We start from the raw sequence: 13,866 nt of genomic DNA on the forward strand, positions 1-13,866 counted from the left end.
GGTACACTCCCATTGATCCGCATAAGAATTGATTCGCCGTAATTGTCCGGCTTTTCTTAGATTCTAGGATCGGGGGAAGCAGAGTACTAAGACCAATGATGAGTGACGCGATAAGCGGAAGCTATGGACCAGCTAACGTGAATATTTACTGCTCAGCATTTCCTGCAGCATTTCCTTCACAACGAGCAGGACAGCGGACGCCGCCTCGGACAGTGGATCATGGTCGGGGGTGCACAGCGCAATCTTGCACTGCAGCGCCGGGTCCACAATGCGCAACACCTGGAAGTCCTCCTCGTGGAACAGGGCATCGGCAGCGGACTTGGGCATGATGGTGGCACCAAGATCAGCCCGCAGTAGCCTGGCGAGGGAGGGGACAGACTCCACTTCCCCCACCAGCCTGAGCTTGAGGCCCTTGCTGGCGAAGCCGGCCTCCACCGCCTGGCGCAGGGTGTGGATCTGCTCGGGCAGGAACAGTCCGTGGCGGGCCACCTCCTCAAGCGTGATGCCGCCGTCGGCGTGCTGCACGCGCTCCCTGCCCGCATTGACCACGAAGTGCAGGTCTTCCACGATCATCGTGGTGAACTGCACGCCGCGGATAGGCCCGGGCTCGTAGATCAGTGCCATGTCCAGGCGGCCGTTCTTGATGGCCTCGCTGAGCACGCCACCGTAAATTTCCGTGACGTGCAGGACGATGTCCGGATACCGGCTGGCCACCTCGCTGATGATCTGCGGCGTCAGGCTTGAAGCCATGCTGTAGGGCGCGATGGCAACGGACACCCGGCCGGACGGTGCCGCCCCGGACCTGGCGACGTCCTGCCGCGCCTGGTCCACCAGGCGCAGGATGGACTGGGCATGCCGGTACAGCGTGTGCCCGGCGGCGGTGGGCTTTACCCCCTGCTTGCTGCGGATCAGCAGGCGCTGCTTGAGGTCGTTCTCAAGCGCCGAAACCTGCTGGCTCAGGGCCGGCTGGGCCACATGCAGCGCTGCCGCGGCCTTGGTGATGCTTCCTGAATCCACAATCTGCACGAAGTACGCAAGCTTCCGCGTATCCATGGCCGCCTTCTCTCTCTGCGGCGTCCCATAAAGGTCATAACCGGATGCTATGGAGGGATACGCAACTGGTCTTTGTGTGATGCATATCTCTGACATTAGGTTGAACCCAGAACGCTATTTCATGAGCAATCCATTCTAACCCCGGCCAAGCATGCGATTTAACGATGATGTCAGACGCATTATGCATAAAGGTCCTGTTTACCGGAATAGGCGTTTTCTTTTACATCACCGAAATATGCACTCAATAGCTTCAAAGCAACCAAGGATCCGTCACCAGCCCGGATTCTTCTTGAGAAAGAGACAACAAATGCGAGCAACTATCAAAGGCAAAGTGGCGGCCGTGGCTGCCCTTTCCGCAGCAGTACTGGTTCTTTCCGGCTGCGGGGGCGGCAGCCAGGCAGCAAGCAGCAGCGCCACCTCAGGCGAAGTGAACCTCATTGCCTACTCGGGCGTGTGGCAGGACCAGTACACCGCAGCGGTCATCGAACCGTTCAAGGCGAAGTACCCGGACATCAAGATCAACTACGCCTCCAAGCGGTCCTCCGCCGAGATGCTCAGCGCCCTGCAGGGACAGAAGAACAACCCCGCAACCGACGTCGCCATCATGGACAATTCCGTTTCCACCACCGGTAACAAGCAGGGACTCTTCGAAAAGATCGACGCCGAAGCGGTCCCGAACCTTGCCAACGTCGCCGAAAAGTTCCGGGACAAGGAAGGGTACGGCCCGGTTGCCATGCTCGACGCAGTAGGCCTGGTGTACGACACTGCAACCTTCCCCGAAGCACCGGATAGCTGGAAGGTTCTGTGGGATCCAGCCTACGCGGGCAAAATCAACGTGAATGCCCCGCCCTCCCTGCTGGGCCTGTCACTGACCGCCATCACCTCCAAGATGGAGGGCGAGGACTACACCAAGAGCATTGACTCCGCGGTGACCCGCCTCAAGGAAATGGCGCCGGGCGTGCAGACCTTCGCGCCGAACCCGGACGAATACCAGAACGTCATCACCGGCCAGACCGTCCTGGGCCTCGGCCAGAATGCGCGCGGCCAGTTCTACAGCGACCAGAGCAACAAGAAGATGGGCGTTACCTTCCCCAAGGAGGGCACGGTCTACCAGATCAACACGATCAACCTGGTGAAGGACGCCCCGCACTCGGCCGCGGCCAAGACATTCATCGACTACGCACTCTCCGCTGAAGCGCAGACGGCATTCGCCAAGGCCCTGTTCTACGCGCCCTCCGTCACCAACGCCGAGCTGCCCGCCGACGTCAAGGACCGTGTGGTTCCCACTGACGGGTCCCTGAACATCGTTCCCCTGGACGTCGAATTCCTGTCCTCGGCCCGCGACAAGTGGACCGACACCTGGAAGCGCCAAATCATCACCAAGTAGCACCTGCCGGTGCCCCTCCCCACACTTCCCCTTCAGGAGAACTGAACCCCGTGACTGAATCAAAACTGTCGATCGTAGATCTGACCAAACGATACGCAGCAGGTCTGGAACCCGCCGTCGACCGCCTGAACATGGAAGTTGAGGAGGGGCACCTCGTGGCACTCCTCGGTCCGTCCGGCTGCGGCAAAACTACTACCCTCCGCATGGTTGCCGGCCTCATGGACCCCACCGCAGGATCCATAGTGGTGGACGGCCAGGAAATCACCCACACCCCTGTCAACAAACGCGGCATGGGCATGGTATTCCAGTCCTACGCCCTGTTCCCGCACATGAACGTGGAACAGAACGTGGCCTTCGGGCTGGAAATGCGGCAGGTGTCCAAGGCTGAGCAGAAGGCACGCGTCGCGGCCGCGCTGGACATGGTCCAGCTGGGCCACCTCGGCAAGCGGCAGACCAAGGAGCTCTCCGGCGGCCAGCAGCAGCGCATCGCGCTGGCCCGTGCACTGGTGGTGGAGCCCACCCTGCTCCTGCTCGACGAGCCGCTGTCCAACCTTGACGCCAAGCTCCGCGAAACAATGCGCACCGAAATCCGTTCGATTCAGCAACGCACCCGGGCAACCACCCTCTTCGTCACCCACGACCAGGACGAGGCTCTTGACATGGCGGACCGGATCGCCGTCATGAACGGGGGGCTGATTGAACAGTTCGGTTCCCCCACCGAGGTGTACGAGCGTCCGCGCACCCATTTCGTGGCCAACTTCATCGGCCAGGCCAACTTCCTGACCGGCCGCGTCGGGGCTGAGACGGGCCGCGCCAACCTGGCAGGGGAAAGCTACTACAAGGTGGACGTCGAAGGGCTGGGGCAGTTCGGCGCCATCGGCTCCACCGGCCTGGCCGGCAGCACGCATGAACTGGTCATCCGCCCGCACCGGCTCAACGTGTCCCTACACCCGGGGGCAGCGCACGCACCGCTCGCCGGGACGATCGAACGGGTCAGCTACACCGGCGACGCGCTGGCTGTTGCCGTCCGGGTGGGTGGGAAGCAACTGCAGGCGCAGATGCTGACCAGCAGCGGTGATCTGCCCCGCATCGGGGACGCCGCATACCTCTCCTGGAACCCGGAAGATGCCTACCTCCTCCCGACCCCAGCCAAGTTGGAGAGGCTTGCGGCATGACAGTCCTCGAAGCCCCCGCAGCACCGGAAAGGCCCAAGGCGCAGGACGAAGGGCAGTTGGAGAAGGCCACCGAACGGCGCAACCGGCGCACCTACCTGGCCCTGCTGCTTCCGGGCCTGCTCGGCCTGCTGGTCAGCTTCGTTTTCCCGCTGGCGTACATGGTCCGGATGTCCTTCAACCAAGGCAGCCCGGACGGCGTCATCGTCGAAACATTCACGCTGGACACCTACATCCAGCCCCTCACCGACCCTTATTACTGGAGGGTCACGCTGGACACCTTCCAGATGGGGGTTGTCGTCGGCATCCTCTGCGTCATCGTGTCCTACCCCGTGGCACTGTTCCTTGCCCGCAGCACGAGCAAATACCGTGGCCTGCTCATCGCCATCGCCATTGCTCCGCTGCTCACCTCTGCCGTGGTCCGCACCTACGGGTGGATGGTGATCCTGGGAACCAACGGCCTGATCAACTCCTCCTTGGATGGGCTCGGCCTGATCGACACCCCGCTGGAGCTCACCAACAACATGACCGGCGTGACCATCGGCCTCGTGGAGATCTTCATGCCCTACGCAATCCTGGCCATGATCTCCGGCTTCGGCCGGCTCAGCCCCCAGCTCGAGGAAGCCGCGGGGTCATTGGGCGCCAGCAAATTCAAGGTCTTCACGAAGGTGACCCTTCCGCTGTGCCTTCCCGGCCTCCTGACGGCGTTCCTGCTGGTCTTCGTCCTCTCCATCAGCACCTTCATCACGCCTCGCCTGCTGGGTGGGGGCAGCGTTCAGGTCCTGGCCACGGAGATCTACGACCAAACCACCGGGCTGCTCAACTGGCCGTTCGCGGCCGCCCTGTCCGTCATCCTGCTGGTGCTGTTCGGCCTCATCATCGCCGTCTACCAGCGCCTCACCAAGAAGATCGGAGGCTGACCGTGAGCAGTGCCAACCTAACCGGCGCCAAGGTGTTCAAAGCGCGCTTCAATCCCGCCAAACCGGCCTTCGGGCTGCTGGTGTTCCTGCTCTACCTGTTCCTGCTGGCCCCGCTGCTGATCGTGTTCGTGGTGTCCTTCGCTTCGAACCAGTACCTCTCGTTTCCGCCGGAAGGATTCACTCTGAAGTGGTACGAGATGCTTCCGGAGGAAAGCACTTTCATGGAGGGCATGAAGGTCAGCCTGATCGTGGCGGTGATTGTCACGCTCATTGTGCTGGCACTCGGCGTGCCTGCAGCGCTGGCTTTGGACCGGTTCGAGTTCAAGGCCAAGGCAGCCGTCCAGTCCTTCTTCCTCTCGCCGCTGCTGATACCCAGCATCGTCCTGGCCCTGGGCATGGTCCTGCTCTTCGGGCCCTTGGAGTTGAACAACACCTATGCCGGCATCATCATCGGACACGTCGCCATCACCATCCCATTCGTCATCAGGACCACGCTGATGAGCCTGGCCACCACGGACACGTCGTGTGAAGCTGCCGCCCGCATTCTGGGCGCCGGTTCGTGGACAGTCTTCCGGCGGGTGACCCTGCCCATCATCCAGCCGGGTGTGATCGCCGGCGGCGTCATAGCCTTCATCGTCTCGTTCGACGAAGCAGTTATTTCGCTGTTTGTGGCCGAGTCGGGTCTGCCAACGCTGCCCGTGCAGGTGCTGCGTTACGTGGAGAACTCCGCAGATGCCGCCGTCGCTGCGCTGTCCGTCATCCTGATCCTGATCTCGCTTGCCGTGGTGGTCGTCGTCGAACGCGTCATGGGGCTGCGCAAGGCGCTTCGCTGACGCCATCCCACGCGCTGGAACGATCCGACAGACACTCCTGCCCGGTCCGCAACAGCGGGCCGTGCAGGAGTGTCTTCACGTGGCAGGGGTCATAACAGGGTCGTATCCCGTGACACCTATTACGTCTTTGTGTGATCAAAGTCCCGGTGCCAGACTTTTTCTACAAGCCCGGTACCCCGGGCCACGGGACCCAAGCCGTACCGGCTGGTTCCCCCACTTCCGCTTCCGGCAGTTGCCGCTGTGCCCTGGCCAGCGCTGCGCCATCACCCCAAGGAGGGCTCACATGGGACCCATTGTCGATCTCGTTGCAGATCTCGGAGAAGGCTTCGGCGCCTACTCGATGGGCGACGACGCAGCCCTGCTGGAAGTGGTTTCCAGCGCCAACATCGCCTGCGGCTTCCACGCCGGCGACCCGGACATCATGGCCGCCACTGTGGCCGAATGCGTTCGCCGCGGCGTCAGCATCGGGGCGCACCCAAGCTTCCCGGACCTGCGGGGCTTCGGCCGCCGCGCAATGGACCTGACGGGCACCGAAGTCCGCAATGACGTCCTGTACCAGTTTGGGGCCCTGAACGCCTTCGCCGCCTACCATGGCGCCCCCGTCGTCCATGTTGCACCCCACGGCCGGCTGGGCAATCTTGTGGCCACCCGTGCCGACTATGCAGACGCCGTGGCAGACGCCGCCGCCCGCATCAACCCGGAGCTCATCGTCCTGGCACAGGACGGCGAACTGGCCGATGCCGCCGCAGCCCGCGGGCTGCCCGTGGGAATCGTGGGTATCGCCGACCGCGCTTACCAGGCCGACGGCACCCTGGTGCCGCGCAGCCAGCCGGGCGCCGTCATCCATGACCAGCCAACCATCGTGGACCGCACCATCCGGATGGTCTGTGAGGGCGTCATCGAAACCGTCGCCGGAACGGACCTGCCCATCGTCGCGGACACCGTCCTGCTCCACGGGGACACCCCCGGCGCCGTGCGGCTGGCCCGCCAGGTCCGTGCGGAACTGGAACGCGCCGGGGTGACCATCGCCCCGCTCACGCAGGTGCTGGCCGCCAAAGTGGAAGCCGCCTGACATGCCCGCCACTCCTACTCCAGCACAGCCTCCGGTGGAGGTGTTCGAATCCGGTGACGCCGCCCTGCGCGTCGTCGCGTCCTCCCCGGACCGGGAAGCCAACTGGGCCACCGTCCACGCCCTTGCCGGGTGGCTGGACGCTGCCGGGCCAGACGGCGTGCACGGGGCAGTGCCCACCTACGATTCGCTGCTCGTGGAATTCGATCCAGCCGTCACGTCAGCACGCCAGGTCCGGGCCTTTGTCCTCCTGGGCCTGCGCCAGCTCGAATTCACCGGCGCCCCTGCCCGCGCACCCCGGGAATTCCGCGTTCCGGTAGTGTACGGCGGGGAATACGGCCCCGACCTGGAGCGCGTTGCCGAGCAGCAGCAGCTCTCCGCCGAGGAAATCATCCGGCTGCACACCACCAAGTCCTACGTGATCCGTTGCCTGGGCGCACCGGCCGGTTCGCCGATGATGGACGGCCCGGACTTCCCGTTCCCCGTTCCGCGGCTGAAGGATCCCCGGCTGTCCGTACCGGCAGGCGCCGTCTCGGTGGCCGGCCGGCAGGCTGTCATTGCCCCCGCGGTTGCACCCGGCGGCTGGTGCGTGATCGGACAGACTCCACTGACTGTCCTGGACGCCACCACTGAGCCGCTGGTTCCCTACGTTCCCGGTGACACGCTGCGGTTCCACCAGGTCCAGCCCGAAGACTTCGCGGACTACGCCGGCCGGAAGCTGGAGGCAGCGCGATGAGCCTGATGATCCAGCAGCCCGGCAACTCCGTGGTTACGGACCTGGGTCGCTTCCGGGGCCCCCGGTTCGGGCTCCCCGTCAATGGCGCTCTGGACCAGTTTTCCGCCCGCGCCGCCAACATCCTCGCCGGCAACGACGACAACGCCCCGCTGCTGGAAGTGACAGCACTGGACTTCCGCATGCGCGCCACCACGGACCTCCTCATCGCCGTCACCGGCGCACCGCTGCACCTCACCGTGGGCGGGCGCGAGTGCCAGCAGTGGGAGCCTGTATCCGTACGGGCGGGGGATACGGTGGCGCTGCGCAGGATCGACGGCGGACTCCGCGCCTATGTGGCTGTCCACGGTTCTGTGGAGGCACCGGTGCTCCTGGGCAGCTGCGCGCCGGACACCGTGATCGGCTTCGGCCTGCGGCTGACCGAGGGCACGGAACTGAAAACCTTCACTACTGTTCCGCCCATCCGCCAGCCGTATTTCGACCTCCCGCTGTTCCGCCTGGGCCTTACCCGGCCCGAATTCAGCAGTACCGCGGTGGTGGAAGTGACCGACGGCCCGGACGTGGACGAGTTCGGCAGCACTGCTGACCTGCTCTACAGCACGGAGTACACCGTCAGCGCCCGGAGCAACCACATCGGCCTCCGGCTCGGCGGAGCACTTCCCGAACGCCAGTCCAGCGCCGAGGTGCTGTCCCGAGGCGTCCCGGTGGGCGCCATCGAGGTGCCGTCCCGGGAAGAACTCCTGGTGCTGCACCGCGGACGCGGAGTGACCGCCGGCTACCCTGTCCTTGCCGTGGTGACCAGCCGTTCGCTGGACGTGCTGGCGCAGGCTCGGCCCGGCCACAAAATCAGGTTCAAGAAAACTTCCGTCCCCGAAGCGACAGCGAAGCACCGGGCGGCGCTGAGGGAACTGGAAACGCTGCGTTCTACTATCGGCACAGTGTTCCCACTCCTTGGCATCGGCGGCCGGCCGGGCTGGCAACAGCTCGCACCCGCCGCCGGAAGTTAAAAGCCCTCGCTTCACCCGCCAAGCATTGTTACCATCCCCTTAAGTAAGGAAAGCCATGTCCACCTCTACGCACGCGGCCCAGCCGCAGGAGCGGCTCAGCAGCAGGCAGACCCGCAAAGTTGTCACTGCCGGCTGCGTCGGTATCTTCGTGGAACTCTATGACAACGGCATCTTCGCCTTTATGGCCGGAACGCTTGCCCTCGTCTTCCTGGCGCCCGGGAACCCGGACAACGCCCTCCTCTTCGTCTTCGCCGGCTACGCCGTCTCCTTCTTTGTCCGCCCCCTGGGCGCCGTCGTCTGCGGTTACCTGGGTGACCGGATCGGGCGGCAGAAGCTCCTCGTCTTTGTCATCCTGCTGATCAGCGTGGCAACGGCGGGCATCGGCCTGCTGCCTCCTTACGCAGCCATCGGCATCGCGGCCCCCATCATGCTGGTGCTGCTCCGCATGCTGCAGGGCTTCTCCGTGGGCGGCGAAGCTGCCGGCGCCATGACGTTCCTTGCCGAGCACGCCCCCGAAGGCAAGCGCGGTGTCATCACCTCCTACGCCCAGATCGCCTCCTTCGCAGCACTGCTGACCGGCACCCTGGTTGCCTACTCCATGTCCCCGTGGCTCACGCAGGAAGCAATCGACGGCGGCGGGTTCGGCGCGTTCGCCTGGCGCATCCCGTTCCTGGTGGCCATTCCGATGGGCATCATCGGCTGGTACATCCGCAAGGCCATCAGTGACACCCCCAACTTCGAAAAACTCAAGGAAGAAGGCGGGCTGTCCAAGAACCCGTTGAAGGAAGCCTTCGCCTCACCCGAACACCGCCGCGCCATGCTGCTGGCCCTCTTCATCCCGCTGATGAACGGCTCCGGCTACTACGTCCTGTTCTCCTACATGCCCACCTTCCTGAAGGGAAAGCAGCTCAACTTCACCATCGGCGAGGCCCTGCTGGTTACCGCGTGCAGCCTGGTGGTCATCTGCATCGCCATCCCCTTCATGGGCGCCCTCTCGGACCGCGTGGGCCGCAAGAAGGTCATCGCCGGTGCCGCCATCGCCATGGCCGTCCTGGGTATTCCGTCCTACGCGCTCATCGCCACCGGCGAGATGGCCTTCGCCATCCTGGGCGCCTCGATCATGGCAGTGGTCTTCGCGGGACATACGGCGGTGATCCACATCCTGATCGTGGAGCTGTTCCCCACCCGCGTACGGTACTCGGCCTACGGCCTCGGCTACAACATCTCGTCCGCACTCTTCGGTGGTACCGCGCCGCTGCTGATGACCTGGCTGATCTCGTCCACCGGCAACATCTACATGCCCGCCTTCTACGCGGTCATCACCGCATTGGGCACGCTGGCTGCCGTCAGCACCGTCAAGGATCGGGCTCACCTGCCGCTCCGCGACGCCTGACTTATCCCTTACCAAGACTTCCCACCACACCTGCAGCACTTGGCTGCACCCTCATTGGAGATCCCCGTGACTTTTTCTGACTACTCAACCGCCCTGGTGACCGGTGCCTCCACCGGTATGGGCGCCGCCATCGCCGAACGCCTGGCAAAGCGCGGGCTGACTGTGCATGCCCTGGCCCGGAACGAGGACCGCCTGAAGGAACTGGCGGACAAGACAGGCGCCGTGCCCCATGTTGTGGACCTGACGGACACCGCGGCGCTGACTGCCGCCGTCGAAAACCTGCAGGTCGATGTCCTGGTGAACTGCGCCGGCGTCTCCCGCCCCGGCAATATCCTGGACTCCAGCGAGGACGACATCGACGAGCTCGTGGACGTCAACCTCCGCGGCCTGCTCCAGCTGACCCGCCTAGTGCTGCCGGGCATGGTGGAACGCGACCTGGGGCACGTCATCAACGTCAGCTCCATCGCCGGCACCTACAACTTTTACGGCCACACGGTGTACCACGCCACCAAGGCCGCGGTGCACCAGGTCTCCCGCCAGCTCCGCAACGACACGGTGGGCAAGCGCGTCCGCGTCACCGAAATCTGTCCCGGCCGGGTGGAGACAGAAATCTTCGGCCGCAACATGGGCGGCACGCCGGAGGCGATGGAGGAGGCGTGGAAGACCTACTACGAGGGCTACGAATCCCTGACCACCGATGACATCGTCAACGCCATGGATTACGCCATCGAAACGCCCCGCCACGTTAATGTTGGCATGCTGGAGCTTATGCCCACGTTCCAGGTCCCCGGCGGCCTCACCTTCGACCGGCGCTAGCCCAGTCCTTACCGCTCCAGATTGATAGGTTCCTCCATGCAAACAGTCCGTACCGTCAGCTTCCCCGACCAGCAGCTCCTCGACGACCTCTCGCCCCTGCCTGACGGGCTGCGGGGAGTTGTCTGGGATCTGAAGGAGGATCCCGACGGCGGGACGCTGGCTGAGATCGACGGCGTCATCCTGCCGTACATCAACGCCGGCGAAGTACTGGGATCCCTCGCCAGAGTGGAGCAGCTGAAATTCGTCCAGACCCAGTCCACCGGCTACGACGGCGTCATCGAGGCCGCCGGCCCGGACGCAGGCGTTGCGAATGCCTCCGGAGTCCACGCTGCGGCGACGGCGGAGCTTGCCATCGGCCTGATCCTGGCCAAGCTGCGCGGCATCGACCAGGCGGTCAGGGACCAGCAGCACGGCCTCTGGCGGCCGGAGCGGCGCCAGTCCCTGGCGGACCGGCGGGTGCTCCTGGTGGGCGTGGGCGGAATCGGCCACGAGATCGCCCGCCGCCTAGAGCCCTTCGAAGTCAACGTCACCCGGGTGGGGAGTTCCGCCCGGACCGATGAGCACGGCGAGGTCCACGCGTCCTCGGAACTGACGGCACTCGCCGCCGACCACGACATCCTTGTCTCCGTGCTGCCGCTGAACGGTCACACGCACCAGCTGATCGGCGAAGAGGTCCTGGCCGCGCTCCCGGACGGTGCCCTGGTGGTGAACGTGGGCCGCGGCGCCGTGGTGGACACCGCTGCCCTGACCAAGGAAGTACTGTCCGGCCGCCTGCAGTGCGCCCTCGACGTCGTCGATCCCGAGCCGCTGCCGCAGGACCACCCGCTGTGGACCACCACCAACGCCCTGATCACCCCGCATGTGGGCGGCAACGCCTCGGCCTTCCAGCCGCGGATCCTCAAACTCCTCCGGAAGCAGCTCGAGGCGCTCGCCGCGGGCCACGCCCCGGCCAACCTGGTGCAGGCAGGTCCCTTCGCATGAGTTCTCTTTTCGACCTGACCGGCCGCGTTGCGCTTGTCACCGGTTCCAGCCGCGGCATCGGCAACGCGCTCGCCAGGGCATTGGCCGACGCCGGGGCAACGGTTGTGCTGAACGGCATCAACGGGGAGCGGCTCAAGGATGCCGCGGCAGCAATGGCTGGCGACTTCGCGCCCGGGCGCATCCGCAGTGTCGCCTTTGATGTCACGCGCGACGCCGAGGCGGCGCGAGGAGTTGCGTGGGTGGAAGAGAACGTGGGGCCGCTGGAGATCCTGGTGAACAACGCGGGCATCCAGCACCGGGTGCCCATGCTGGACCTGGACGTGAAGGACTGGGAGCGCGTGATTACCACGGACCTGACCAGCGCTTTCCTGGTGGGCAGGGAAGCGGCGCGCTTCATGATTCCGCGGGGCCACGGCAAGATCATCAACATCTGCTCGGTCCAGACGGACCTGGCCCGGCCAACCATCGCACCGTACATTGCAGCCAAGGGCGGGCTGCGGAACCTGACCCGGGCCATGACAGCCGAGTGGGCGTCGTCCGGTCTGCAGATCAACGGGATCGCTCCGGGCTACATCCACACCGAGATGACGCAGAACCTGGTGGACGATGAGCAGTTCAACTCCTGGATCCTGGGCCGCACGCCCGCGAACCGGTGGGGGACCGTGCAGGACCTTGCCGGGCCGGCCGTGTGGCTGGCGTCCAGCGGCTCCGACTTCGTGAACGGGCAGACGATTTTTATCGACGGCGGAATGACGGTGGTGGTCTGATGACACTGGATACAGCACTCCCCAACCAGGCTCTTCCCATTACTGGCCCGGCCGTGGTGGCCCATGCCGCCAACGACCTCCGGATCGACAAGCTCACCCTCGCCGCTCCCGCTTCGGATGAAGCAGTGATCGAGGTCCACTACGGAGGCATTTGCGGCTCGGACCTGCATTACTGGCTGCACGGCGCCGCCGGCGAATCCATCCTGAAGGCACCGCTGGTGCTGGGGCACGAGATTTCCGGAACCGTTGTCCGGGCGGCAGCTGACGGAACCGGCCCAGCCGCCGGCACCCCGGTGGCGGTCCACCCGGCCACTCCCGGCCCGGGCGCCGCACGGTACCCGGCGGACCGGCCCAACCTGTCGCCGGGCTGCACCTACCTGGGCAGCGCCGCCCGGTTCCCGCACACGGACGGGGCATTCAGCCGGTACGTGAACCTCCCCACCCGGATGCTCCGCACCCTGCCGGACAGCATCGACCTCCGCACGGCCGCCCTGATCGAGCCCGCTTCCGTGGCGTGGCACGCGGTGGCCCGGGCCGGGGACGTGGCCGGGAAATCCGCGCTGGTGATCGGCAGCGGCCCCATCGGCGCCCTTGCCGTCGCTGTCCTGAAGCGGGCGGGCGCAAGCCGCATCACCGCCGTCGACATGCACGAAAAGCCACTGGAAATCGCTAAAGCCGTGGGAGCGGACCAGGTAATCACCGCTGCCGATGCCGAGGCGATCGCCGCTGTGGAGGCCGACGTCGTGATTGAATCCTCCGGCAACCACCACGGCCTGGCGTCGGCCATCCAGGGCGCAACCCGCGGCGGCACCGTGGTGATGGTGGGGCTGCTGCCCACCGGGCCGCAGCCGGTGCTGATCTCGCTGGCAATTACGCGGGAACTCGAGCTGAAGGGGTCATTCCGGTTCAACGACGAGATCGACAACGTCATCGCCGCCCTCGCCGACGGCACCTTGCACATCGAGCCCGTCATCACGCATGAGTACCCCGTGGAACAGGCGCTGGAAGCCTTTGGCGTCGCCCGCAACTCAGCCGAGTCGGGGAAAGTCCTGCTCAGCTTCGGTGCAGTGAGGGCATCATGAGCCAGCTGCCGGCCCTGGTGGTAATGGGCGTTTCGGGGTGCGGAAAGTCAACTGTGGGTTCCCTGTTGGGGGAGAGGCTGGGGGTTCCGTTCTTCGACGGCGATGACTTCCACCCGCCCGCCAACAAGGCCAAAATGGCCGCCGGAATTCCCTTGAACGACGACGACAGGGCGCCCTGGCTTACTGAAATCGGTATGGCGCTGGTGAGCCCTGCCGGGGAAGCAGGCTCCAGCGTCATCGCCTGCTCCGCGCTCAAGCGCAGTTACCGGGACCTCCTGCGCAGCTTCGCCCCCGATACGGTGTTCATTCATCTCACCGGCGACGCAGCAACCATTTCAGACCGGTTGAGCAGCAGGGAACACGAGTACATGCCGGGCAGCCTGCTCGCCTCCCAGCTGGCAACCCTCGAACCGCTCGAACCCGATGAGCCGCACATTGCCATGGACATCCGAGAGGACCCGGAATCACTGGTGAACCGACTTGTTCGCCACTTGGTCGACTTGCCAAGCAAGGTGCGCATTTCTTGATGGATCGTCGAGCTGGGCGGGCGACCTTCCGCCGCAAAGAACTCGCCGCGAGGTGAGCGGGCAACAGCGGGTCGTCCTTGACGCCTCCTCGTTCGTCAAGGGCTGGCTGATCGCACCACGCTCTGG

Annotated in this window: 14 protein-coding genes; 13 read left to right on the forward strand and 1 reads right to left on the reverse strand. The window is 65.0% G+C overall.

Annotated features, from left to right (window positions below; genetic code table 11):
• Window positions 1–132: 132 nt before the first annotated feature.
• Window positions 133–1,053, reverse strand: a complete 921-nt coding sequence (locus tag ASPHE3_RS08440; RefSeq protein ID WP_013600798.1) for a LysR substrate-binding domain-containing protein — start codon at window positions 1,051–1,053, stop codon at window positions 133–135.
• Window positions 1,054–1,360: 307 nt separating this feature from the next.
• Here ASPHE3_RS08440 and ASPHE3_RS08445 point away from each other — a divergent pair, with 307 nt between their 5' ends.
• From ASPHE3_RS08445 to ASPHE3_RS08505, 13 genes are all read left to right on the forward strand, one after another.
• Window positions 1,361–2,440: an ABC transporter substrate-binding protein gene (locus ASPHE3_RS08445; RefSeq protein WP_013600799.1), complete on the forward strand. Its 1,080-nt coding sequence runs from the start codon at window positions 1,361–1,363 to the stop codon at window positions 2,438–2,440.
• 50 nt (window positions 2,441–2,490) lie between these two features.
• On the forward strand, window positions 2,491–3,615 hold the full coding sequence (locus tag ASPHE3_RS08450) for an ABC transporter ATP-binding protein (RefSeq protein WP_013600800.1): 1,125 nt from the start codon (window positions 2,491–2,493) through the stop codon (window positions 3,613–3,615).
• Window positions 3,612–4,532, forward strand: a complete 921-nt coding sequence (locus tag ASPHE3_RS08455) for an ABC transporter permease (protein WP_013600801.1) — start codon at window positions 3,612–3,614, stop codon at window positions 4,530–4,532. The genes ASPHE3_RS08450 and ASPHE3_RS08455 overlap by 4 nt, the downstream gene beginning before the upstream one ends.
• A gap of 2 nt (window positions 4,533–4,534) precedes the next feature.
• On the forward strand, window positions 4,535–5,365 hold the full coding sequence (locus ASPHE3_RS08460; RefSeq protein ID WP_013600802.1) for an ABC transporter permease: 831 nt from the start codon (window positions 4,535–4,537) through the stop codon (window positions 5,363–5,365).
• Window positions 5,366–5,648: 283 nt separating this feature from the next.
• Window positions 5,649–6,437 (forward strand): LamB/YcsF family protein, encoded by a 789-nt coding sequence (locus ASPHE3_RS08465; RefSeq protein WP_013600803.1) that lies wholly within the window; start codon window positions 5,649–5,651, stop codon window positions 6,435–6,437.
• A 1-nt stretch (window position 6,438) separates the two neighbouring features.
• Window positions 6,439–7,170: a 5-oxoprolinase subunit B family protein gene (locus ASPHE3_RS08470; protein ID WP_041652033.1), complete on the forward strand. Its 732-nt coding sequence runs from the start codon at window positions 6,439–6,441 to the stop codon at window positions 7,168–7,170.
• Window positions 7,167–8,174: a 5-oxoprolinase subunit C family protein gene (locus tag ASPHE3_RS08475; protein WP_013600805.1), complete on the forward strand. Its 1,008-nt coding sequence runs from the start codon at window positions 7,167–7,169 to the stop codon at window positions 8,172–8,174. Before ASPHE3_RS08470 ends, ASPHE3_RS08475 begins: the two co-directional genes overlap by 4 nt.
• A gap of 55 nt (window positions 8,175–8,229) precedes the next feature.
• Entirely contained in the window at window positions 8,230–9,567 is a 1,338-nt protein-coding gene (locus ASPHE3_RS08480) for an MFS transporter (RefSeq protein WP_013600806.1), read from the forward strand.
• 66 nt (window positions 9,568–9,633) lie between these two features.
• The gene (locus ASPHE3_RS08485) at window positions 9,634–10,383 is read left to right on the forward strand and encodes an SDR family oxidoreductase (protein WP_013600807.1); all 750 of its coding nucleotides are present in this window, start codon (window positions 9,634–9,636) and stop codon (window positions 10,381–10,383) included.
• A 36-nt stretch (window positions 10,384–10,419) separates the two neighbouring features.
• Complete coding sequence (locus tag ASPHE3_RS08490) at window positions 10,420–11,364, forward strand: 2-hydroxyacid dehydrogenase (RefSeq protein WP_013600808.1); 945 nt, start codon at window positions 10,420–10,422, stop codon at window positions 11,362–11,364.
• Window positions 11,361–12,131: an SDR family oxidoreductase gene (locus ASPHE3_RS08495; protein WP_013600809.1), complete on the forward strand. Its 771-nt coding sequence runs from the start codon at window positions 11,361–11,363 to the stop codon at window positions 12,129–12,131. The genes ASPHE3_RS08490 and ASPHE3_RS08495 overlap by 4 nt, the downstream gene beginning before the upstream one ends.
• A complete protein-coding gene (locus ASPHE3_RS08500; protein WP_013600810.1) occupies window positions 12,131–13,213 on the forward strand; it encodes an L-idonate 5-dehydrogenase in 1,083 nt (360 codons plus the stop codon). The genes ASPHE3_RS08495 and ASPHE3_RS08500 overlap by 1 nt, the downstream gene beginning before the upstream one ends.
• Complete coding sequence (locus tag ASPHE3_RS08505) at window positions 13,210–13,740, forward strand: gluconokinase (protein WP_013600811.1); 531 nt, start codon at window positions 13,210–13,212, stop codon at window positions 13,738–13,740. Before ASPHE3_RS08500 ends, ASPHE3_RS08505 begins: the two co-directional genes overlap by 4 nt.
• Window positions 13,741–13,866 lie beyond the last annotated feature (126 nt).

This window comes from Pseudarthrobacter phenanthrenivorans Sphe3, from assembly GCF_000189535.1.
GTDB lineage: Bacteria > Actinomycetota > Actinomycetes > Actinomycetales > Micrococcaceae > Arthrobacter > Arthrobacter phenanthrenivorans.